Source organism: Psychrobacter cryohalolentis K5 (assembly GCF_000013905.1).
GTDB lineage: Bacteria > Pseudomonadota > Gammaproteobacteria > Pseudomonadales > Moraxellaceae > Psychrobacter > Psychrobacter cryohalolentis.
In genome coordinates this window covers 469,403-493,358 of record NC_007969.1, presented here as the reverse complement: position 1 = coordinate 493,358, position 23,956 = coordinate 469,403, and the positions used below count along the sequence as shown (strand labels likewise).

Genomic DNA, 23,956 nt, shown 5'->3' with positions numbered 1-23,956 from the left:
TAGTCTAGCACCTCACGCAAAAACCCTATAGCAGAGCTCACTGCTATAGGGTTTTTGTCTAAACATTTGAAAAAATTATGACATAAAACGCTGTGCAGCCGGCATCTTTAACATCAAGATCCAATAGATAGCGCCTGCTGGAATTAAGCTTGCATACCAAGAGATACTTGAGAATAGTAGAGCGACTACAATCCCCACTACCATAGCGATAACAGCTGCCATGTTGACGCCCTTATAGGGACCGTTCTCATCATATAGCTTGTCAAGATCCAGCTTTTGCTTACGTAAGAAATAGTAGTCAACGACTAAGATGGCAAATATAGGACCTAAAAATGCTGAGTAAGTTTGAATAAATAAGTTTAATCCCGCAGCAGATTCATCTTTTACTAGCTCCCAAGGGAATGTTCCAAAGGCAAGCAACCCAACAATAACTGCAGCGGTTTTATACTTAATTTTGAAGATATCCATTAATGCATAAGCAGGCGGTACGACGTTGTTTAAGATATTGGTAGTGACCTGCGCAAAAGCAATGAAAAGCATCGTAATGATTAATAAAGGTTTGTTATCAACGGCGCTAGAAAATACCTTGATAGGATCAACTTCACCAGTCGCACTGGTCACCATCACACCAATTAGACCCATAAACAATGTTGCAGGTAGGATAGAGTTGGCATAGATGGCTACTTGACGAAAAAGACCAACATCTTCTTTTAGTTCACGCGAATAGTCGGAGACGTTAAGCATCATCGTACTGTAAACGCCTAAAAACAGCATGGTTGCGCCCCAAAATGGCGCTCCCCAAGTCCCTTCTGTATTGATAAGATTGGTTGAAATCACATCACCATATTTATTAATCACACTAATAAACATGTAAATCAGTGAACCAATAATAAAAATTGAGCCAATGTTTTCAAGCCATTTGATACCATGAAAACCCAAAACGGACAGACCAATTTGTAAAAACTGAAAACCAACAAAGAAGACGACTATATTGCTGTAGCCAAACAAAGCATCAGACACCAAATTTAATGCACCAGCACCAATCCAGCTCTGAAAGCCAAACCAGACAATCGCAGGTACAGAGCGCACCAGTGCTGGTATGCGACTACCAGTGAAACCAAAAGATGAACGACTTTGCACCATAAACGGGATGCCATATTTATGACCTGCGCGACCGTTAATCATGAGCGCTGCACCAATAACCGTACAACCAATGGCGATTGCTAGCACTACTTGTAATAAGTTAAGGGTACCAACCAAACCTGACCCAACGGTGAAGGTACCAATAGAGACACACCCACCTAACCAAGTAAATAAATAAGACCAAGAGCCCATAATTCGTGTGGTTTGCGGCGCTAGGCTCTCTTCACCAACCCCTTTATGCTCTATTGTTTTTACGCCTGCCGTAGCAACGGCTCCTTGAATATTGTCCATCACCTTCTCCTTCCTTGAGAATGTTGAATATTTATTGGTTAATAGCTGTTTCGTCCATCTCTATTTATTTAATGCTGGATAGGTGTTGCATAGGCGCCAATTTTACTGGTTTTTAGACCACAGCCAACCAGTGCCTCAATCATACGAGTAGCCACAGTCACACCATCAATCACAGGCACACCCGTTTCTGCAGTCAGCCATTCTGTTAGGTCTGCCATCCCAGCACAGCCCAAAACCACCGCTTCGCAGTTGTCTTCACGTACTGCACGTAAAATTTCATCACGAACTTTTTCACGGGCACCAGAGTCAGCTTCCTCAAGAGCAAGCACGGGTATGGCAGCAGAGCGTACTTTTCTACAGCGATGAGATAAACCATAACCATGAATCAAATCTTCAATCACAGGTACGGAACGTGGCAAAGTGGTGACTACACTAAAAGAGGTTGAAATCATACTAGCGGCTTTGACCGCTGCTTCACAAATTCCAATAACTGGACCTGAAAACACTTCGCGGCAAGCACCAATACCTGGGTCATCAAAGCAGGCAACGACCACACCATCAATTCCTTCTTGTTCCGCTTGTTGTAAGCGTTTAATCAAACCAGGGACAGAGAGCGCTTCATCATGATGCCCTTGAATAGATGCAGGCGAATCCGTTCCAGAAGCGCCAATAATGGTCGTACCTGCACTGGCTTTTTGACGCGCGCTTTCAACGATTTTATCGGTCATAGAAGTGGTCGAATTTGGGTTCATCACTAGAATTTTCATAGAGCCTCGCTATTCATAGGTTATCGTCATTATTCACAGATCAGCAGTATCTCATATTTGTTAACAATCATTGTTAACTATTATTGTTAACAAAACAATCTATTTTTTTAATATTTGTTGTAGCGATAACAGTCGCACACTATAATTGCGTCTATGAAAATAGAGAAAACCAAAAAAACAGTTCCTGTGCTTGATGAAATACCCGAGCAAACCATTATTAACTCCATCACCGCTGCGGTGTCAGAGCAACGCTTGCCCGCTGGAACAAAGCTTGGCGAGCAGATGCTGAGTGACTTGTTTAACTGCAATAGAGCCAATGTGAGGCGAGCACTCTCTACCCTTGCAACGATGCATGTGGTGCAATTACAGCCCAACCGAGGCGCTTTTGTTTCAACTCCGTCACCGAAAGAAGCAGGTGATGTGTTTGAAGCACGGCGCACGATTGAGCGTACACTCGCCCGTAAAGTAATCAAAAATGCCAGGCTGCAAGACATTGCTGACATGCGTGCTACGATAGCTGCCGAAGCTGACGCGCGGGCGCAAGGTGATAAGCCCGCGGAGCTACGCCTATCTCGCACTTTCCATATGCAGTTGGCAATGATTTCAGGCAATACAGTTTTAGAGCGGTTTTTGAGTGAACTTACCTTACGTACCACGCTAATCATTGGGCTATATAACAAAGTTGGCTCATCTAACTGCGCTGAAGACGAACATCTTGGCATGGTAAATGCCATTGAAAACAGGGATGAAGAAGGTCTGTTATTGCTGATTAATCAACACTTGAATCACTTAGAATCTAGCCTAGACTTCAAATGCGCAGCAAAACCTTTCTTTAGCTTAGCCGAGCAGCTGACTATCGTGCCTGCTTGAGTATTGGTAATAGAAATGCACTTGTAGCACCCTCTAAAGCCGTTTACATTAAAAAACCTGCCAATCATTTGACTGGCAGGTTTTTTATTTAAAACAATCAGCTGAGATAAAAACTAGCCAACTAAAGCATCTATTTCTCTATACTGATAATCTAGCGCTTCTGCTACGGCTTTATACGTCATATGAGCTTGCGTGGTATTCACACCTTAATAAACCCATATTAGTAAGTGTATGTTTCATTTCTTTAAATCGAATTGAATCGGATATGATATGTGATGCAGATTGAAATCAATGAATAAAAACAGTTAAATCAATAACGACCATCAACTACTGAAAGTAGGGATTGTCTGACGATAGTGATATGATGCTGTCTTGCACATGAAGACAGCATGGACATTGATTGCTCAATTTATTATCACCTTTATTATCCTAGCAGATATAAAGTAACAACCAATCGCTCGTTAAATGAATTTTGTGACGGTTTTGACGGACATAGAAACGATACTCGGCAGCTCTTCTTACCCCACTCTTTTTGTCATATAATAGCGAGTGTTATCTACTTTCAATCAAATTATTACTTTAGCTTTTGTAGCCAGCTTTACACGCACTTTTTAATTCAATTTACATTTTCATCACCATTCTAAAAGACGCCTTCTATGACTGATAAAAGTACTGATATGCCAAGCCAAGACTATAAAGACACCCTAAACCTTGCAGACACGCCGTTTGCGATGCGTGCAAACCTTGCCAAACGTGAGCCAGATTGGCTAGCAGCTTGGGAAGCAGATGATGTTTACGGTAAAATTCGTGCGGCACGTGCTGGGGCAACCAAATACATTTTGCATGATGGTCCTCCATACGCCAACGGTCAGATTCACTTGGGTCATGCAGTCAATAAAGTACTCAAAGACATTATCGTAAAATCAAAAACTCTATCTGGTTTTGATGCGCCTTATGTGCCCGGTTGGGACTGTCACGGTCTGCCTATCGAGCAAAAAGTCGAAGCCAAACATGGTAAAGTCGGTCAAAAGGTTTCTGCAACCGAATTCCGTGGTCTATGTCGTGAATATGCCAGCACACAGATCGAATTACAAAAGGCGGATTTTAAGCGTCTGGGTGTGTTTGGTGATTGGGACAATCCTTATCTGACTATGAACTTCCATCAAGAAGCCAATATCGTGCGCGCCCTTGCCAAAATTTATGACAATGGTCACGTAACTCGCGGTATGAAGCCGGTCAACTGGTGCTTGGACTGTAGTTCAGCATTGGCTGAAGCCGAAGTTGAATATCAAGATAAAGTCTCAGACGCCATTTATGTCAGCTTTGATATTGTAGACAGTGACAAAGTTGCGGCATTGGCTGAAATAGACAGCAATATCGCTGCCGTTATCTGGACGACGACGCCTTGGACATTGCCTGCTAACCAAGCTATTGCAGTCCATCCTGAGCACGACTATAGTGTGGTCGCTACGGAAAACGGCAACTTACTACTGGCGACTGATTTGGTTGAGTCGGCGTTAAGTGAGTTTAAGCTCGAGAATAAAGGTGTCTTAGCGACCGTATCAGGTCGTGAGCTTGAAGGTCTACATGCTCAGCATCCGCTTATCGAAGCTCGCCAAGTGCCATTAATCTTGGGCGATCACGTAACGACTGACAGCGGTACTGGCTTGGTACACACGGCACCAGGTCACGGTCTTGACGATTATATCGTTGGTCTAAAATATAATTTGCCTGTTGAAAATCCAGTGAGTGGTACGGGCGTTTATTTAGAAAGCGCGGCGGTATTTGCCGGTGAGCACATATATAAAGCCAATCCACAAATCATCTCTGCCCTACACGAAAACGGTCATCTGGTTAGCCATACCAAAATTGAGCACAGCTATCCGCACTGCTGGCGTCATAAATCGCCAATCATTTTCCGTGCCACGCCGCAGTGGTTTATCAGCATGGAAACACAAGGTTTGCGTGAGCGCGCACTTGCTGATATTCCAGCGGTTCAATGGACACCAGCGTGGGGTCAAAACCGTATTGAATCTATGATGACAGGTCGCCCAGATTGGTGCATCTCTCGCCAGCGTACGTGGGGCGTACCGATTACTTTCTTTACCCATAAAGAAACGGGTGAACTACACCCAAATACACTTGAACTGATGGAAACGGCAGCACAAAAAATCAACGAAGGTGGCGTAGAAGCATGGTTTGATGCCAGCTGTGAGGATTTCTTGGGCGCGGAAGCTGCTGATTATGATAAAGCGACTGATACCTTAGACGTTTGGTTTGACTCTGGCACGACACATTTTGCCGTACTTGATCAACGGGACGAGCTGACCAACCCTGCTGATATGTACTTAGAAGGCTCCGACCAACATCGTGGATGGTTCCAGACGTCGTTGCTGACCTCGGAAGCCATGTACGAGCGTCCACCGTTTAAACAAGTCCTGACTCATGGCTTTGTGGTTGATGAAAATGGTCGCAAGATGAGTAAATCACTGGGTAATATCATCACGCCGCAAGAAGAGATCAACAAAACAGGCGCGGATATGTTGCGTTTGTGGATTGCATCAAGCGACTACCGTTATGAGATGAGCGCTGGTAAAACCGTCTTTAAAGGCGCAATCGACATGTATCGCCGTATCCGAAATACCTTGCGCTTCTTGCTTGCCAATACCGATGACTTCGATCCAATGACCAACAGCATTGATATTAATGAGCTGGTCAGCCTCGATAAGTTTATCATTGAGCGTACGCAAACGGTACAAGCACAAATCATCAGTGCTTATGATGCGATGGACTTCCACCAAGTCACTCAACTTATTGCAGCGTTTTGCTCGCAAGACTTGGGCAGCTTCTATTTGGATATTATCAAAGACCGTCAATACACCACACAAACTGACGGGCAGCCGCGCCGATCTGCACAAACAGCGATTTACCATATTGCTGAAGCATTGATTCGCTGGATTACACCGATTTTATCCTTTACGGCGCAAGAAGCATGGGAAGTATTGCATGGCACTGATAGCTATGTATTCACTGAAGAATGGTACACCTTCCCAGAGTTTGAGCTGAGCGCTATTAGCAATGATGACTGGCAACGTATCATGCTCGCAAAAGATATGGTTAATAAACATATCGAAACTGCACGTGGTGAGAAAATCATCAATGCCAACTTATCTGCTGACGTCAGTCTATATGCTGATGGCGCTATGCATGAAAGCCTAGCTAAGCTTGGCGAAGAGCTGCGTTTTGTCCTTATTACCAGTAGCGCAACTTTAAAGCCTTTGAACACTGCCCCTGCTAATGTAGCAAGCACAGATGAGCAAGCGGATAGTAATAGTGCAGCGGCAGATTTAGTCGTCGAAGTGAATGCTGCAGCGGGCACCAAGTGTGTGCGCTGTTGGCATATCCGTGATGACATTGGCACAGATAGCGCACATCCAGAATTATGTGCGCGCTGTGTAACCAACGTCAGCGGTGATGGAGAGGTGCGCCACTATGCCTAATACAACACCCAATCCAACGCCTAATCCAACAAATTTGCCTGACGATAAGCAAGTGCCTATCGACGTCGACAGTTCACCTAAACCGGCTCATGCCACTACGGGTAGCTCATCGACGCCGAAGAGTCGATTGAACAAGACGCCAAAGATGATCGCTAATGGTCGTCTTGCGCTTAACTGGTATCTGTTGTCACTGGTCGTGATTATCCTTGATCAATGGACAAAATGGCTCGCAGAAACCAATCTGACCTTCCTTGAACCTGTGCCTGTGATTGAGCCGTTTTTAAACTGGACGCTCGCTTACAACTACGGTGCTGCTTTTAGCTTTTTGGCAGATGCAGGCGGTTGGCAAAAGTGGTTTTTTTCAGGGCTGGCACTATTGATGTCGCTATTCTTGATAGGCTATCTAGCTAAAGCGCCCCGTCAAGCTAAGCTGTTATCACTAGGTTTGGCATTGGTATTAGGCGGTGCCGTGGGCAATTTAATCGATCGCTTATTACATGGTCACGTCATTGATTTTATACATGTGCATTATGCTGATGTTTGGCATTATCCCATTTTTAATATTGCTGATATTGGCATTTCTATCGGTGTATTATTGATTGTCATCGATATGCTGTTTTTGGAAAAAAAGCGTGAAGTTTAACGCGTCTCAAGGCATATCGCTTTATTAATAGAAAAGGTGGATTGCATTTTTGTAAATCCACCTTTTCTTTGGCTTTTATTCTCACTATCTAAAACCTATAACAATTCTTCCAGAAAATCCAAACCGCCATCCGCCAATATAAATAGTAACCCTGCCATGTTAATGATGACAGTCAAATAATACGCAATACGAAATTCAGGCTTTTGTGACTTATGACGCAAGTAGGTTTGTGCGACCATTGCCCCTACCCAGCCACCAAGCGCACTTAAAATATGTAATGTCATCTCAGGTGTTCGCCAGTCATTATTTTGAGCAGCCGCTTTGTCTTTGGCATACATGGTATAGGTTATCATACCCAATACAGCATACCACCCAACGACTAGCCAGCTAAGCTTATTCATGACCGCCAGTAATATCAATACACCATAAAATCCAACACCAAGAAACAAGCGTTTCTTTTGTCCTGCTTCAAACTCTGCTTGGGCGTTACGTTTGTGATTACGCTGACGAATTTGCTTATTTTTTTGCGCCATCTTTTGTTGTACAAAGCTCAGCTCTTGCACCTCTTTTGCTTGCAATCGTCTTTGATTATCATATCCAACGATAAAAACAACCTCTTCGCCGATAACAGGACGACGCTGCGCTTTAAACGCGCTGACATGAAAAAATACCGACTCGCCTGCTTCGGTTTCAATAAAACCAAAGCCTTTATCGTCTTGCCATTTTGTGACTCGACCTTGTTGTTTAGTTGCCATCGGTTTTGCCATAATGTTGCGCTCACTTTTAGATTCGCCAAATATATTACACTATTTACGTTACACTATTGGCGCTTACAACCTTTTCTAAATGACTTATCATTTCTTATATTGATGTCCACCTAACTTCCTACTCCAGTAATAGGTAAATTTTCCATGACCGACTCGCAATTTATTACACCCAATGAAGATGTACGTATCACCTTTGGCAGCCTAGTTAAGCTGCATTTTGAAGTATCGCTCGAGAATGGCACCGTAATTGATTCAACCTTTAGCCGTGATACACCCGTTACTTTAACTATAGGTGATGAGAGCTTGTTACCTGGCTTTGAGCAAGTGCTGATGAATCTGCGTGCAGGCGATACGCGTTCCGCTCATCTTGAGCCAGAGCAAGCATTTGGTGAATGGAATCCTGACAACATCCAACGCTTTAGCCCTACTCAGTTTGCGCTTATCGCTGACAATCCTGAAATTGGCATGCTAGTAGAATTTGAAGACAAAGGTAAAAACACTCTACCCGGTACGATTAGCGCCATCACTGATGACGAAGTAGAAGTAGACTTTAACCATCCGCTTGCTGGACAATCTGTGCAGTTTAAAATTAAAATCTTTCAAGTGACGCCGCCGGGTGTCACAGGCATCAAGCTCATGTAATATAAAAATTGCTTTAGAATAAAATAAAAAAGGAAGAACATATGCAATATCAAACACTGCCGCAACTCAATGAAAAAGTCTCCAAAATCTGCTTGGGAACGATGACGTGGGGACAGCAAAATAGCGAAAGCGATGCACATGAGCAGATGGACCTAGCACTCAGTGAAGGCGTAAATTTTTGGGATACTGCTGAGATGTATCCCTCACCGCCAGATAAAGATAAGCAAGGCGATACTGAGCGCTTTATGGGCACATGGTTCCAAAAGACCAAACAACGCGATAAAGTCGTTCTTGCCAGTAAGATATCGCCAATGGATTTTTTACGTGATGGGCAAACGCGTTTTAATGCCGCGCATATCAGCAGTGCTATTGATGGCAATCTTGAGCGTTTGCAGACCGATTATATTGATATCTACCAACTACACTGGCCTGAACGTCAAACGAACTATTTCAGTCAGCTCGGTTATACCAAAGCAATGGCAGCACAGCCGCTCGATGATTTGACGCCTTTTTTAGAAACCATCCAAGCGTTAAATGACGAGATTAAAAAAGGTCGTATCCGTGCTTATGGATTATCAAACGATACTGCTTGGGGATTGATGCGCTACTTATGGGAAGCGGATAAGAATGGTTTGATCGCACCTATTACGGTGCAAAACCCTTATAGTTTGCTTAACCGCTTATATGAAGTGGCTATGGCAGAGATTGCGCATCGTGAAAATGTGGGTTTACTTGCTTATTCACCACTAGGCTTTGGTGTGCTATCTGGTAAGTATCTCGATGGTAAACGTCCTACTGGCGCGCGCTTGACCATGTATGATCGCTTTGCCCGTTATACTAATGAAGAAGCACTATCAGCCACCGCCCAATATGCCAAAATCGCAGATGATACCGGTTTAGATATGGCGCAAATGGCATTAGCCTTTGTTAACTCACGCTCGTTTGTAACCAGCAATATCATTGGCGCGACCACCATTGAGCAGCTAAAATCTAACATTGATAGCATTAACTTAACCTTAGACTCAGATGTACTAGACGCTATCGAAGCGGTACATACTCAACAACCTAATCCTTCACCATAGTTGATGCTTATTAGACTTTTTATAAATAGAGTCATTCTATTTTCTTCAAAAAAGATACAAGTATCTATCAGTTAAAAAAAGGCGCAAATCGCAAGTATTATTACTGCGATTTGCGCCTTTTTTATACACGTTTAACTAACCAATTTAAAGCATATAGAATTAAACTTTCGCTATTTTTGTCAATACACGCGAATGTAATTCAGCTAAGCCTTCTTGCATACGTAATTGTAATAAATCTGTCAGCTGACTTTTACTCAAACCTTTAGGATCGATTGCTTCTAGTGGTAAGACGTAAGCGGTGACATCTTTACTATCTAAAACCTTTTTCAAACTGTCTTTCATCGTCAGCTTGCCGTAATAAGGCAATTCTTCACTTAAGGTACCGTCTTTATTGACATACGCAATCACCAGCGGGCGCACAGGTACATCAGCGTCTATCGCCGCTTGTAGCAAGGTGCCATGGATACGTTTGATTTTTTTGCCATCTGTGGTAGTCGCTTCAGGGAAAAAGATAACCGAGAAGCCTTTGGTTAAAAAGTTAGCAATTTGCGACGCAACTGAGCCGACATCACCGGAACCACGCTCGATAAATACTGTACCTGCCGCGTGTGCCAGCTTACCAAAGATAGGCCATTCACCTATTTCGGCTTTGGATAAGAAAAAAGCAGGGCTCACTGTACCGACCACAGGGATATCCATCCACGATACATGGTTAGAAACCCATAGCCCGTGATGTTGCTCTACGCGCTCAACGGCGATAACCTTGACGCCAAAAGAGCCTGCCATTTTGCGACAAAAAGCTTGAATGTAGCGCGGCAGTGTTTCGCGTGGTGGCTGTTTAAATGCCCCGATACGTTGGGCGGCCCGTAGCCCACCAGCAATTGTGGTGGTCATACCAGCAATCTGTTTGCCGCGCCCCAATTGCTGTTTGATTGAAAAGCCTGGCTTGGGTTGGCTCATCTGTGTCCCTCGTAATTAAAACTTATGATTATATATGGTAAACAAACGCAATGAGTATAACAAAGTTTATGCAGTCAGTGACTACTTGTTCACTGATTTATGAATAGGTTTTGTGAGTAATTTGCTGCTAATGTCTCTAACTGATTCATTTTAGAAAGAATATTGCGCTGCAAAGATGAAATCCTACTTAATGAACGCTGTAACATAAAATCATCGCTAATTGTGTGAATACGCTTTAATATCAACTGATAAGACCACATATAAATGGTTATCTGAACGCGACTATGATGGATATTCTATTTAGATAAGCTTGGTAATTTACTCAATGTATTGAATAAAACCCAAATATTTAGAAGTGATATTTAGAACTGGTATTTAGAATAGGCAGCGTTGCGATTTATTTACTTTATGGATAGGTGATACTCTTTGGAATATTTTGAAAGACATACCGGTGGCGAGCGCGCCATCATTGTACATTTAGACATCCGCCAAATTCAAGATCCTGATGATTTAGGGGAATTTGAATTATTGGCAGACTCAGCAGGCGCAGACCGCTTGGCACTGGTCACAGGCTCACGTGCACGCCCTGACGCCAGATATTTTGTTGGTAGCGGCAAAGCAGAAGAGATAGCAGAACTGGTGCGCGAGCATGATGCGGACATCGTGCTTTTTAACCACAGCTTATCGCCTTCACAAGAGCGTAACATTGAAGCCTTGGTACAATGCCGCGTACTTGATCGCACGGGTCTGATTTTGGACATTTTCGCGCAGCGTGCACGTACTTACGAAGGTAAGCTACAAGTAGAGCTGGCACAGCTTAACCATTTGTCGACACGTTTGGTACGTGGTTGGACGCATTTGGAACGTCAAAAAGGGGGTATTGGTCTACGTGGACCCGGTGAAACCCAGCTTGAGACGGATCGTCGCTTGCTACAAGTGCGAGTCATGCAGCTCAAAAGTAGAATCGAAAAAGTCAGACAGACGCGTGCGCAAGGTCGAGCTCGCCGTCAAAAATCAGATGTACCGACTATTTCGCTTGTGGGTTATACCAATGCTGGTAAGTCTACTTTGTTTAATCGCTTGGTCGATGAAAACATTTATGCGGCCGACAAACTGTTTGCGACACTCGATCCGACGTTACGCCGCTTAGATTGGCAAGGTGTAGGACGTGTGGTACTGGTCGACACAGTAGGTTTTGTCCGTCATCTTCCACATGAATTGGTTGAATCTTTCCATGCGACCTTAGAAGAGACACTTGAAGCAGACCTATTGCTCCATGTCATCGATTCTTCGAGCGAAGACATGCATGAGCAAATTCAGGCGGTGAAAGATGTACTGGCTGAAATTGATAATGATGTGCCTGTGCTTAATGTCTACAACAAGATTGATGTGACCGATGAGCCTGCACGTATCGGTTATGCTAGCGAAGGTCAACCCAACCGCGTCTATGTTTCTTCTAGAGAAAACTTAGGCATGGAAGAGTTGTCATTGGCCGTGCAGCAATTACTAACTGGCACACTGACCACCTTTGATTTGACCCTACCTTATAGCGCAGGGCAGTTAAAAAATGCTTTGTATGAGCTCGGCGTTATTCAAGAAGAAAGCTATGATGACAGTGGTCATGAGTGCTTAACGATTCGCTTGCCAAGCGATAGACTGAGACAGTTACTTGGTCAAGCCAACTTAGAGCCTCTAGATGTATTGCCATTAGCGCAAGCAACATTGCTGATGCCGATACTTGAAGAGTTTGAGCAGCCTGATGATGTGGAAGAACAAACGATGACGGATGCTGAAGAAAAAGCGTTTGCTGAATTTGAGGCGTTAAATGCTGAAGCTGAGAGAGTAGCGGAAGACTTGCTGATAGAAGATACTCAAACATCCGACTTGCAAAAATAAGTCATTTACTTAACATACTTTGAATAAAATTAAAAAGGACGCTATTTATTAATAGTGTCCTTTTTAATGCTGAATCAACATAGCGTACAAGAGAAACTCGTATTAGCAACAGCTATATATCGATGTATCGATTTTATTACTTACAGACTATATGGTCACTATTGACCGATACGCTTTATTAGTTGCGATACTATATATATAATCTTTTATATACTGCACTCGTGAATCTCCTCTCACTCATCTTTTTACTCTTTTATCTATCCCTGACGTGGTCCACTTGCTTATGAAGTCTACCCATTCTTCAAAAATGCCCTTATGGATGGCATTACTCCTGACGCTCACCATTGTCGTTACTGTGCGTGAGTCGGCAGTATTTGTCTGTCAGTTGGCGGGTATTGAAAAAGCGGCCAATATCGTCGGCTTACTGACCATGTTTTTTATTCTGATGATTTGGCGATTTATCAAAGGTATTCCAGGCTGGCTTACCCAAGCGAGTAATACTTTACTTGTCGATAGTGGCTTTGCTTTTTTGCCAGTTTCAGCCGGTGCAGGCTTGCTGTTATTTGCTTTAGGAGATGAGCTATGGGGCTTTATGCTTACCATACTGATTAGTACGCTGATACCGATTTGGGGATTTGCCGTGTTATCCAATCGTTGGCTGAACCGTAATAATGATATGAACGGCAACACTACCATTAATGAGCAAAAATGACAGCCTTGAGCGGTATGGATAAAGGAATTTTATGAGTTTTGATAATGTGTTTGTGGCAACCTTTACCGCGATATTACTGACTTTAGCAGCCCATGTAATTGCTCGCATATTGGCACGCAAACTTTCATGGTTACCGATGGTCATTACCGCACTAGTATTGGTCGTTATATTTCTATTCATTTTCCAATGGGATTACAATCATTATTATGCCGTAGCCAAACCCGTTTTTGACCATCTATTAGGTTATGTCACTGTCTTATTGGCAATACCTTTGGCTGCCATGAATTTCAAAGGTTTACCTATCAAGAAACTTGTCTTAATTGTGGCGATGGCGAGTTTGATTGGCGCATTATTACCGATGTCATTAGCCTATCTATTTTCACTCAGTCACGATACGATATTAGCATTTGCCAGTCGTTCAGTGACCACGCCGATTGGTCTGAGCATCGCAGATTTAATCAAAGCACCTCTAGCGATGGCAAACCTGATTATTATCGTTTCAGGCCTCATTGGCGGGACATTAGCGCGTTTCTTATTTATTGGCATTGAAGATGACCGTGCTAAAGGCTTAGCGCTTGGCTTAGTTGCTCATGCGTTCGGCACCGTAGAAGCATGGCAAATCAGTCATACAGCGGGCAGATATGCCGCGTTTGGCTTGGCAGTGAATGGTTTGGTCACTGCTGTCTGGGTACCTATATTTATCACAGCACTGTCTGCTTAATTGTCCTTTAATATAGCACTGCTATTCTATAGTCAATTCCAAATAAAACAGATACGTTATGTTCCAACGCAGTACTGGTATAAATTTTTCTGGCGTGCTGTGCCTACGCCGACAGAGGCTGCGTAAAATTCATCCCAGTCCTGCTTGCTGTATCGCTTTAATACTGAATTCACTATAGTACAGCTGCGAATATTTAGATTCATCGTGCATTTCAATGCTTTTTGGCAAATATTAGTGATAATAGCCCTCCTCTATTTTGCCTTTACTGTAAATGGTCTGTGGCTACTTCTGACCTCGTACTTAATAAGGTACACTGCAATACCATATTGATTTTATTAAAAATTTTTACAATTTAAATGTTTGTTTGACCAGCTTGTCAGGTCAATCAGATGTAGTAAAAAGTTATTATATGTTATAGTAAGCAACTATTATTTTTTGTATCTATTGCAATTGGTTTTGTTAACCGTGGTTCTGCGTTGTAGTACTTAAGCTTAGTGACTATGAAATATTGCAGACAGGATAACCGCTTTATTGCGCAAACCAATGCGTCCATAAGCAAGGCAATTTGCTACTACTCGATAAAAAGTGATAACCCTATGATAAATGTTGCACCTTTCATAACCCGCTGCTTGTCTCCCGTTTTACTCACCGCCGTTGCCCTATCTAGCCTACCTATCGCTGCTCAAGCAGGCAATATGTATATCTATAAAGACAAAGGCGGACAAGTACTTCTCACCAACGTCAATCCCAGTGGTAATTTTGATAAATTTACTAAAAAAGTAAAAGTCACTTATTATAAAGATTCTAGTCTGTATGATGGTGGTAGCAGCAGTAATAGCAATGACTATGGGAGCAGCTCTGCAAGCAGCAGCGGTACTCGTAACTCTTATGATAGCTATATTCTGGCTTCAGCGCAGCGCCACGGTGTCGATCCAGGACTTATGAAAGCCATGATGCATACTGAGTCAGCCTTTAATCCCAATGCTCGCTCACCAGTCGGTGCGCAGGGTTTAATGCAGCTGATGCCAGCTACAGCACGTCGATTTAAAGTGAGCAATCCTTGGAATCCTGCTGATAATATTGAAGGTTCTGCCAAATATATCGCTTGGCTGATGCGCCGCTTTAACAACAACGTCGAGTTTGCGGTCGCGGGTTATAATGCAGGTGAAGGTAACGTCGATAAATATAATGGCATTCCACCGTTTAAAGAAACGCGTAACTATGTCAAAAGTGTGATGAGCCGATATCATAGCCTGTATAAAAACGATTCAGGGCTATCTGGTAATACGATGAATGCTAATAATAGCAATACTGCCAATACCAGTAATGGCGGTGGCATGCAAAACGTTAGTTATGGCACGAGTAGCAACAGTAATAGCGCAAGCTATGCCAACTCTGCTTATTTGGCATTGCGTTAATCCAAAATAGAAATCACAGACATAAAAAAACCCGTTAAATTGAACTGACCCCCTAAACTTGGACAGTTTAATTAAATCAAGGACTGAGTTCTGTATTGTACAGGGCTTAGTCCTTTTAGTTTCATCTGAATTCTCTCATGATTGTAGTAGAGCATAAAGTTATGAATCTGTTTCTCTAAAGCCTCAATACTCGATGGCTTTTCAATATAAATAGTTTCACATTTTAGCGTACCGAAGAAGCTCTCCATCAGCGCATTGTCTAAGCAGTTGCCTTTTCTACTCATACTCTGTTTAATTTTATGCGTTTCAAGCGTTGTCGCAAACGGTTTTATCTGATAGTGCCACCCTTGATCTGAATGCAGCGTCAGTGTCTCCTTGCGCTTTGTAGGTATGCCCTTAAGTGCACTATCTAGCATCTGTTTCACCAAGTCATATACGGGTCGTCTTGAGAGCGTATAACTGATGATCTCATTGTTGAAGCAGTCTAGTATAGGAGACAGATACAACTTCTCATCACCGACTTTAAACTCTGTGATGTCAGTAAACCACCTGCGATTGGGCGCTTTCGCTCTGAACCTGCGTTTGACTCTATTCTTGGCAATGACGCCACACTGACCTTTATAGGATCGATACTTCTGTCGTCTGATTCTCGCGGTAAGTTTAAGCTCGTTCATAAGCCGTGCGATGAGCTTGTGGTTGTATCTTATTCCTTCGTTCTTAAGCGTTTGAGTGATTCTACGATAGCCATATCGACCTTTATGGTAATGATAGATGTCACTGATACGCTGTTTAAGATCGGCATACTTATCATCAGCTTTTAATGCATGCACATGATAGTAAAAGCTGCTTCTTGCTATATCTGCAATGAGTAATAGTAAAGCTAGCGGATGCTGATCTCTTAGTCCTTTGACGAGCCTTGCTTTGTCTGATTGGCTTTCCTCTCTTTGAGCAAGGCATCGAGCTTTTTTAAATAGGCGTTCTCCGCGCGTAGATACTCATTCTCGCGTTTGATCTCTTCTATACTCTTTTCATGATCAGGTTTGTCAGTGAGATAAGGGTGCTTCACAGTGGGTCGTCCTTTAGCTTTGGCAGTTAAGCCTAGCATACCATGACGGGCATAGGCTGTGCGCCATACACTAATCAGCACAGGTGAGCTAATGTTAAACCTCAAGGCGGCTTGCGATTGACTTAAACCTTCACCTGCCATTGTAGTCAGGACTTGAAGCTTGAACTCGCTACTGTAGATGGCTTTGCTAGTTTTAGGTTTGATTGCAAGTATACCGTCTTTTAAATACTGGTTTACCCACTTAAAAACATCTTTATCATTAATATTAAAATGCTTTGCGGTAGCAAGGCCTGAATGTCCTTGTTGATAATAGGCTATCACCCCTAGTTTAAAGTCGATGTCATACTTCATAAAATAACCCCCAAAAGTTGTGTCCAACTTATGGGGGTCAGTTCAAATAAATAACGGGCTTTTTTATGCTTGATTGCTTCTTATGTCAAACAATCTATAAGTACTGAGCAAAAACAAACTCAGTACTTACTGCATTTTAAAACTTACTTGTTAGCTAGTGCTTGAGTAGCAGCAACTTCAGCAGCGAAGTCTTCTTGCTTTTTCTCAATGCCTTCACCGACTTCTAGACGTTTGAAACCAAGTACTTTTACGCCTTCAGCTTTTAGTACGTCACCAACTTTTTTCTCATTGTCCATAACGTATGGCTGACGTAATAAAGTAACTTCTTCTAGGTACTTACGTAGACCACCTTCGATCATTTTTTCAACGATGTTGTCAGGCTTGCCAGACTCACGTGCTTTTGCTTCAATGATGTCTTTTTCGCGCGCTAATAGATCAGCAGCGACGTCTTCATCAGCAACAGCAACTGGGTTGAACGCAGCGATGTGCATAGCAAGATTTTTACCAGTTTCTGCACTGCCGCCTTCATAAGATACCACTACGCCGATACGTAGACCATGGCGGTATGCAGCAATGTTAGCGCCTTCAAGTACTTCAACACGGCGGATTTGGATATTCTCACCGATTTTTTGTACTAGAGATACACGTGCTTCTTCAACTGTTTGACCATTGCCATATGGCAATTCAGCGATAGCAGCTACGTCAGTCACATTGTTTTCTAATGCAAGGTTTGCAACTGTTTCTGCAAAGGCTGCGAAGTTTTCATCTTTTGCAACGAAGTCAGTTTGGCAGTTCACTTCTAGCAAGAATGCTTTGCTGTCGCCTTGAGCGATGATGATAGCGCCGTCAGCTGCGATGTTACCCGCTTTTTTAGCCGCTTTTGCTTGACCAGATTTACGTAGGTTATCAATGGCAGTTTCGACATCACCGTTTGATTCTTCTAACGCTTTTTTACATTCCATCATGCCAAGACCAGTACGGTCACGCAATTCTTTTACCATTTTGGCAGATACTTTTACTTCTGACATAAGAGTTACCTTTTATTATGTAGGTGAGCATTATTATATATAGGAGTGCACAATATCTAAACGCACTTGAATTCTGTATAGCGGCTTAACAACGCCACTTTAACAAATCCGCTTTAACAATAAGGCATGACGAGTAATACTACATCATGCCTATTGTTTGTCTTTATGCTGTCTATACTATAAGTCATGTTATATGGCTGCCAATAGACAAACTATCAAGGCAGCCTTACAACATTAAACCATATCACTCAGCGATTTATTCTGCTGGAGTAGCAGCTTCTTCAGTTTGAGCATCAGCCGCTTCTTCAGTAGCAGGTGCTTCTTGCTCAGCTTTACCACCAGCTTGAGTTTGTGCGTATTCTTTACCAGCGATGATTGCATCAGCCATAGAAGTTACGTACAAAGTTACAGCACGGATAGCATCATCGTTTGCTGGGATGATGTAATCAACGTTATCAGGATTAGAGTTAGTATCAACGATACCGATGACTGGGATACCTAGGTTCTTAGCTTCTTTGATAGCGATTGCTTCATGATCTACGTCTACAACGAAGATTGCGTCAGGTAGACCGCCCATGTCTTTGATACCGCCCAATGAACGCTCAAGTTTTTCCATATCGCGAGTACGCTCTAACGCTTCACGCTTAGTAAGCTTAGCGAAAGTACCGTCTTCAGCTTGTTTTTCTAGCTCTTTTAGACGATTGATTGATTGGCGTAGTGTTTTCCAGTTAGTCAACATACCACCTAACCAGCGATGGTCAACGTATGGCATGCCAGCACGTGCTGCTTGCTCAGCGATAACGCCGCTAGCTGCGCGCTTAGTACCAACAAATAATACTTTGTTTTTCTTAGCAGCTAAGCCGTTAACGTAAGTCAATGCTTCGTTAAACGCTTTTACCGTGTGCTCTAAGTTGATGATGTGAATCTTGTTACGGGCACCAAAAATATATGGACCCATTTTTGGATTCCAAAAACGTGTTTGGTGACCAAAGTGAGCGCCGGCTTGTAATAAGTCGCGCATTTCGATTTTGGTTGGATTCTTTGTAGCCATGTTAAATGTCCTGTTGGTTGGGTTATGCCTCCACATCACAAAAACTGCCTATCTAGCGACACGCATCTGCTATGAGTTAGGTATATCAATAAAGTACCTAGCCGTGAAGCAAATTAATCAAGTCGCCAAACACCCAGCAATTCTTTGCCATGATGTGTGTGTCATTGGTTGATGGGTTGGTTGAAAAAACTGAGCTACGATTTGAACGTACAGAATACTATATGATAAAAAATAGCTGGGCTGTATTTTATCATATAACGCTTAGCGACTGCTAGCGCTATTATAAGGTTTAAGTGGATGATAATGCATAAAAAAACGACGGTGAAACGTCGTTTTTTTAATCAATTTAGAATAAGATTAAGCAATACTGATACCGATAACTGCTTTATAGCCTCGCCACGTAAATGGCGTGACATAGCTTTGGCGGTCTTTTGGCAGATAAGGAATACTGGGTACCCCTTCAATAATCTTGGGCGGTGAGATAATAAAATCGGCACCAAACTCGGTACGAGCGTTGCCAGAGATGGTATTTGCCATCTCACCAAGCAAGTCTTTCATCATCGTCATAGAGGAGTCAGGCTCGCCCATCACTTTGATAACTTCACGCAACATAGTGCTTGGAGCACTGACATAGACACAGCCTTCAAGCGGTCCAGATATTTTAATCATGCCACTATAATCATAACCAACAGCATTTTTATTACTGTTTAGGTAAGGCGTATCAATGACCACTGCCTCAGCATCAATCTGCGCAAAAAATGCACTGATTGAACTTAAAAAGACGCCTAACTTTTCTACATTAACCATAATTGTTCATCGTCCATAGTTATCATCACGGGGTTGTGTAATCAATCTTGCAAACAAACCACAATCTCTCCGATTTGACTGCGCCAACTCACTGGAATGATAAAAGAACGTCCACTTTTAGGCAAAATGATACTTTGCGGCGAGCCTTTAAAGACAAACGGGACAGAGATATGAAATTCTGGACCAAACTCGTGACGGGCATTACCCGAAACCGTATTGGCAACCTCGCCTGCTAAATCGACTAGATTGTCCTCACTTTTATCTATCTCGCCCATACTGTCTAGAATACTGCTCAATAGCGCCGTGGTCGCCGTAAAATAAACCACCCCTTTTTGCACCCCTGATATACCGATGACGCCCGTATAATCATGGACTTTTGGCTGTTGGTTTTCTAACAAGTAAGGCGTATCGACCACCAACTCATCATTACCAAACTGAGTAAAATAGTTGGTAATAATACTCACAAAAATTTGTAAATTTTGCTCTTTCATAATGTGTGTTCTTTAATAAGGTATTTATTAAAATTATTGGACAATATTAGTCTTGTACCAACTCATACAAAGACTCTACCAGCTCTTCTTCTGAAAAAGGCTTGCACAAGAACCCACTCGCGCCCAATGATAACGCTTCAATGCCAGTAGATTTGTCAGACAAGGCTGAGACAACCAAGATACGAACGTCAGGGTCGATAGCAATGATTTTTTCAATACACTCAAGACCGTCCATTTGCGGCATGGTCAAATCCATGGTCACCACATCTGGACGATGAATATTGAACTTTTCAAGCGCTTGAACCCCACTGGTTGCTGTAGCAACCAACATGAATTGACCCGAGTCATAAGCGCGCTGAATACGGTTTCGAATGATATTTGAATCATCGACGATCATTAATTTATACATAGATTTTTTATTGTCCTTAATTACGCAGCAGGCAAGGTGATGACAAAACGGGTCATTTTTCCAAGCTCAGTATTTACATTCAGCTTACCGTTGTGCTCTTTGACCAACGCCTTGATAACGTCTAAGCCCACACCGCGACCACCATCTTCATCGGCATGTTCTTTGGTCGAGAAACCAGAAGCAAACAAGGTTTTGAGCAGATCACCATGAGTCATCTGACTCGCCTCTTCTTGCGTGAAACGACCATCAGCAATCAGCTTATAACGAATGCCTTCATAATCAATACCTTGACCATCATCTTGCAGTGCGATGATTAAGTTTTGACTGTCACGTTGCATTTCTAAGTCGATACTACCGATGGCAGACTTGCCCGCTGACTGACGCGCTTCAGGTGATTCGATACCATGTACCACTGCATTACGTAGCAACTGAATACTGATTTCTTTGATCGGTTGTTTGAGGCGTTCAGGGATGTTTATATGTGCTAAATTATGACCGTTAAGCTGTATTTTCTTGCCCTGTCTAATAGCAATATCTTTAGCAAAATCTTGGTAATAAGATAGATGCTCGTCATCTGACTCATCGCTCAAATCGATTTCATTACCGCCATCGACATTTATGTTAATGGTAGCAACGTCTGCTACTTGAGCTTGGACAACACTTGGTTGTGTTGCAGTCTTTACTGACATTACAGGTTTTGCATTATTGTTAGCTTTTGGCGCTGCCTGATTGATACGTTCACCTAGCGTTTCAATGGTATTCGATAGGCTCAATAAGTCATCCAAATGCACGGCGAGCGGTAAGAAGTTATTACCCGACAGCTTGCCTTGATTTTGCAGCGCATCAAGCTTGTCTTCAGCGTCTGATGCGATTTTGGTAAAGCTATGCAGTTTAAGCGCAGATGCCTCACCTTTTAGGCTATGCATTTCACGATAAATCGCTTTTAGCTTCCCTTCTAATTCAAATTGCGAGCTACCAGGATTTTTCAAGATATTGTTCATCTTATCGATGTGAGCTTTGGTATTACTAATAAACTCATTAATAATTTTTGGATTCACGTTTAAGATGGTCGTCAACATCTCAATCTGCATATCATTTTGCGAGCGTTCTTTTTCTAGGCGCTGCTCTAAATATACTGCATCTGAGACGTCATTGACGTTGACCAAAATACGGGCAATGTCTTTATCTTCATAAACACGTGAAAACTTAAAGTCTAAGAAGCGACTGGTCGTACTCTCCTCTCCAGACGCATTGTGTAGCATGACTTTATGCAAAGGATTCAAAGAATCAACCAGCTTTTCTTTGACACGTGGATTGTATAACTGCTCGATAAACTGACGGGTGGTTCTCAAATCCTTGTCTGAAATACGGCCACGCAGTACATCAGCAAAGTTTTCTCCTGCCAACCTATCCTCACCAATAATGCCGTTAAGCGCGCGAGAATGCTGCTGACCAATATTCAAGTCCTTATCCAACAAGAACAGGCCGGTATTAACCGTTTCCATAATTTCTTGCGTTTCACGACGAGCGGCCAACGCTTCAGCATCGGTATCACGCAGACGACGTACAAAGAAAAATACGAAGATTAGGAAGTAAGCAAAAATAGCTGCAACCCCTAATATCTGAATTAGGCGGATAGTGTCTGCTTGGCGTTCAGCGTTGATAAACACTTCATCGGTGAGCTGGTCTAACGAATCGTTAATTAGTAGACTCGATGTTTTTGCCTGTTCAACCGCTTGAATCAATTCATCAGATGAATCGACCATGATGTTGTCAGCGTCTTTAAGGTAAGTCTGAATCTTAGGCTCTAAAAGTAACCACTGCTCATTCGCCGCAGCGACTTTGGTTTGAGAGTTATTATTAATCTTCGGTAAGTCATAGCTTTTACCATCGACATCGGTAATTTCACCACCCTGTTCAATAGCAGTGATAGAGCTAGTAATAAGCGCTGTATTTTGCTCCAAACGCTCTAATACTCGTTGTATATGCGGCGAGTTGGTGTCTTCACCGTAACTGCTGTCCAAGTCGAATAAGTCTTTAATTACCGCTTGGGCGCTATTAGCAACTTGGTTGGTTTTATCAATTAAAACTGTATTTCTTTCAAGCAAGCTTGAGGTATAAAAAGTAAACGCTAGCAAGGCGCCAATCAAAGATAAAAATAATGCAATCGAAATAATCAGACTGCGATAGCGCTTATTATCGACATTGTGTGTGGTTGCCATCTTTATAGTCCCTTAGCTCGATTGCTGATTATTTGAAGTACTTTTGGTCGCAGGCTCAGTCGCACCCAGCCATTTCTCTTCAATCTCTTTAAATGTGCCTTTTGCTTTTAGCTTGGTAATGCCTTCATTTACACTCTTGATCAGCTTGGTATTTTCTTTTGCCATCAACACGACTTGCTGTGCTGAAGGCGCATCCGCTGCTTCATAAGGGACAATCTTAACTTTATGTTCTGGATAACCTTTTATAATGTATTGCAAAACTGGCATATCATATAAGAACACATCAGTATTACCTTGAACTAAGTCCTGATAAGCCAAAAATGCAGTAGATCTTGAAACCAGCTCAACTGAGCTGCCCATCTCTTTTAGAGTGTCTTCTTCTTTAGAACCCTCTAAAGTACCTGTTTTTAGACCTTTGATATCGTTTAAATCTTTGATATCAAACTTTCCTTCCAAATACATAATAGTAGCTGGATTAAAAAAGTAAGGCGTTGATAGACCATATCTAATTGCACGATCATCTTTATAAGAAATACCAGAAATAGCTAAATCACGCTTTCCCGATTCCACACTATCGAACATATCCTGCCATGACTCTTTGTAGAATTCGACTTTAAAGCCTTGCTCTTCCCCAATGGCTCTAATCGAATCGACATCAGTGCCTTGCATGTTGCCATAATCATCTTGAAATGAGAAAGGCGGTAAATCACCAGTCATTGCCACCTTTAATGTCGGTGCTGTAGCAGGAAGTTTACTGACAAAATTGTCTTTATGTTCCGTTACTGTTGCGCCAGCTGCATTAGCGTTGTCTTGGGTAGAAGAATTTCCACACCCAAATAAGCCTACACTCAATATAATCGGTAACGCTCGATATAATAGTTTCATCTCTTATCCTTAAGCCTCAATTTTATTCAAAAAATCAATTTTAAAAACAATTCTGTAAGTTTAAGAAAGGTATAAAAAACACTTAATTACAGAAAATTACCTTAGATAATAATTGAGCAACTCAGTCATTGCAATCACTTTGTTTTATCAAGGCAAACAATTGTTTATATATAACTAGAAATGTATATACAATATATAAAGCAGGTTCGAGATTTTTATTTATAAAGCTAAGCG

21 protein-coding genes and 1 pseudogene are annotated in these 23,956 nt (G+C 42.3%); 9 read left to right on the top strand and 13 right to left on the bottom strand.

The window, feature by feature from the left end; all coding sequences use genetic code 11:
• Positions 1-75: 75 nt before the first annotated feature.
• Positions 76-1,434, bottom strand: a complete 1,359-nt coding sequence (locus PCRYO_RS02090) for an NCS1 family transporter (protein WP_011512773.1) — start codon at positions 1,432-1,434, stop codon at positions 76-78.
• A 68-nt stretch (positions 1,435-1,502) separates the two neighbouring features.
• Positions 1,503-2,201, bottom strand: a complete 699-nt coding sequence (locus tag PCRYO_RS02085; protein WP_011512772.1) for an aspartate/glutamate racemase family protein — start codon at positions 2,199-2,201, stop codon at positions 1,503-1,505.
• 153 nt (positions 2,202-2,354) lie between these two features.
• Here PCRYO_RS02085 and PCRYO_RS02080 point away from each other — a divergent pair, with 153 nt between their 5' ends.
• The 3 genes from PCRYO_RS02080 to lspA all read left to right on the top strand — a co-directional run bounded on the left by PCRYO_RS02080 (position 2,355) and on the right by lspA (position 7,214).
• On the top strand, positions 2,355-3,071 hold the full coding sequence (locus PCRYO_RS02080) for a GntR family transcriptional regulator (protein WP_011512771.1): 717 nt from the start codon (positions 2,355-2,357) through the stop codon (positions 3,069-3,071).
• Between the two features lie 656 nt (positions 3,072-3,727).
• The gene (gene ileS / locus PCRYO_RS02075) at positions 3,728-6,571 is read left to right on the top strand and encodes an isoleucine--tRNA ligase (RefSeq protein ID WP_011512770.1); all 2,844 of its coding nucleotides are present in this window, start codon (positions 3,728-3,730) and stop codon (positions 6,569-6,571) included.
• Positions 6,564-7,214 carry a signal peptidase II gene (lspA, locus tag PCRYO_RS02070; RefSeq protein WP_011512769.1) on the top strand — a complete coding sequence of 217 codons (651 nt, stop codon included), beginning with the start codon at positions 6,564-6,566 and terminating at the stop codon, positions 7,212-7,214. Before ileS ends, lspA begins: the two co-directional genes overlap by 8 nt.
• Positions 7,215-7,309: 95 nt before the next feature.
• Here the strand turns inward: lspA and PCRYO_RS02065 are convergent, their stop codons facing one another.
• Complete coding sequence (locus PCRYO_RS02065) at positions 7,310-7,981, bottom strand: DUF1294 domain-containing protein (RefSeq protein WP_011512768.1); 672 nt, start codon at positions 7,979-7,981, stop codon at positions 7,310-7,312.
• 144 nt (positions 7,982-8,125) lie between these two features.
• On the opposite strand from PCRYO_RS02065, the gene PCRYO_RS02060 reads away from it, so the two are divergent.
• Together PCRYO_RS02060 and PCRYO_RS02055 are read left to right on the top strand one after the other, a co-directional pair.
• The gene (locus PCRYO_RS02060; protein ID WP_011512767.1) at positions 8,126-8,623 is read left to right on the top strand and encodes an FKBP-type peptidyl-prolyl cis-trans isomerase; all 498 of its coding nucleotides are present in this window, start codon (positions 8,126-8,128) and stop codon (positions 8,621-8,623) included.
• A gap of 41 nt (positions 8,624-8,664) precedes the next feature.
• Positions 8,665-9,705: an aldo/keto reductase gene (locus tag PCRYO_RS02055; protein ID WP_011512766.1), complete on the top strand. Its 1,041-nt coding sequence runs from the start codon at positions 8,665-8,667 to the stop codon at positions 9,703-9,705.
• 159 nt (positions 9,706-9,864) lie between these two features.
• Here the strand turns inward: PCRYO_RS02055 and PCRYO_RS02050 are convergent, their stop codons facing one another.
• Positions 9,865-10,665 (bottom strand): lysophospholipid acyltransferase family protein, encoded by an 801-nt coding sequence (locus tag PCRYO_RS02050; protein WP_011512765.1) that lies wholly within the window; start codon positions 10,663-10,665, stop codon positions 9,865-9,867.
• A 426-nt stretch (positions 10,666-11,091) separates the two neighbouring features.
• Here PCRYO_RS02050 and hflX point away from each other — a divergent pair, with 426 nt between their 5' ends.
• From hflX to PCRYO_RS02030, 4 genes are all read left to right on the top strand, one after another.
• Positions 11,092-12,561 (top strand): ribosome rescue GTPase HflX, encoded by a 1,470-nt coding sequence (gene hflX, locus PCRYO_RS02045; RefSeq protein ID WP_011512764.1) that lies wholly within the window; start codon positions 11,092-11,094, stop codon positions 12,559-12,561.
• A 283-nt stretch (positions 12,562-12,844) separates the two neighbouring features.
• Positions 12,845-13,273 (top strand): hypothetical protein, encoded by a 429-nt coding sequence (locus tag PCRYO_RS02040; RefSeq protein ID WP_011512763.1) that lies wholly within the window; start codon positions 12,845-12,847, stop codon positions 13,271-13,273.
• 31 nt (positions 13,274-13,304) lie between these two features.
• Complete coding sequence (locus PCRYO_RS02035; RefSeq protein WP_011512762.1) at positions 13,305-13,994, top strand: LrgB family protein; 690 nt, start codon at positions 13,305-13,307, stop codon at positions 13,992-13,994.
• 596 nt (positions 13,995-14,590) lie between these two features.
• Positions 14,591-15,412 (top strand): lytic transglycosylase domain-containing protein, encoded by an 822-nt coding sequence (locus tag PCRYO_RS02030; RefSeq protein WP_020442732.1) that lies wholly within the window; start codon positions 14,591-14,593, stop codon positions 15,410-15,412.
• Between the two features lie 71 nt (positions 15,413-15,483).
• Here the strand turns inward: PCRYO_RS02030 and PCRYO_RS02025 are convergent.
• The 9 genes and pseudogenes from PCRYO_RS02025 to PCRYO_RS01985 all read right to left on the bottom strand — a co-directional run.
• Positions 15,484-16,329, bottom strand: a pseudogene (locus PCRYO_RS02025) (IS3 family transposase); the annotation flags it as partial.
• A complete protein-coding gene (locus PCRYO_RS02020) occupies positions 16,311-16,829 on the bottom strand; it encodes a helix-turn-helix domain-containing protein (RefSeq protein ID WP_011512759.1) in 519 nt (172 codons plus the stop codon). The pseudogene PCRYO_RS02025 and the gene PCRYO_RS02020, both read right to left, overlap by 19 nt.
• A gap of 143 nt (positions 16,830-16,972) precedes the next feature.
• Positions 16,973-17,857, bottom strand: a complete 885-nt coding sequence (tsf, locus tag PCRYO_RS02015) for a translation elongation factor Ts (RefSeq protein ID WP_011512758.1) — start codon at positions 17,855-17,857, stop codon at positions 16,973-16,975.
• A gap of 256 nt (positions 17,858-18,113) precedes the next feature.
• Complete coding sequence (gene rpsB / locus PCRYO_RS02010; RefSeq protein WP_011279657.1) at positions 18,114-18,908, bottom strand: 30S ribosomal protein S2; 795 nt, start codon at positions 18,906-18,908, stop codon at positions 18,114-18,116.
• A gap of 357 nt (positions 18,909-19,265) precedes the next feature.
• Positions 19,266-19,715 (bottom strand): chemotaxis protein CheX, encoded by a 450-nt coding sequence (locus PCRYO_RS02005; RefSeq protein ID WP_011512757.1) that lies wholly within the window; start codon positions 19,713-19,715, stop codon positions 19,266-19,268.
• A gap of 41 nt (positions 19,716-19,756) precedes the next feature.
• Complete coding sequence (locus PCRYO_RS02000) at positions 19,757-20,206, bottom strand: chemotaxis protein CheX (RefSeq protein WP_011512756.1); 450 nt, start codon at positions 20,204-20,206, stop codon at positions 19,757-19,759.
• A gap of 46 nt (positions 20,207-20,252) precedes the next feature.
• Positions 20,253-20,615, bottom strand: a complete 363-nt coding sequence (locus PCRYO_RS01995; RefSeq protein WP_011512755.1) for a response regulator — start codon at positions 20,613-20,615, stop codon at positions 20,253-20,255.
• A gap of 20 nt (positions 20,616-20,635) precedes the next feature.
• The gene (locus tag PCRYO_RS01990; RefSeq protein WP_011512754.1) at positions 20,636-22,837 is read right to left on the bottom strand and encodes an ATP-binding protein; all 2,202 of its coding nucleotides are present in this window, start codon (positions 22,835-22,837) and stop codon (positions 20,636-20,638) included.
• A gap of 12 nt (positions 22,838-22,849) precedes the next feature.
• Positions 22,850-23,722 carry a transporter substrate-binding domain-containing protein gene (locus PCRYO_RS01985; RefSeq protein WP_011512753.1) on the bottom strand — a complete coding sequence of 291 codons (873 nt, stop codon included), beginning with the start codon at positions 23,720-23,722 and terminating at the stop codon, positions 22,850-22,852.
• Positions 23,723-23,956 lie beyond the last annotated feature (234 nt).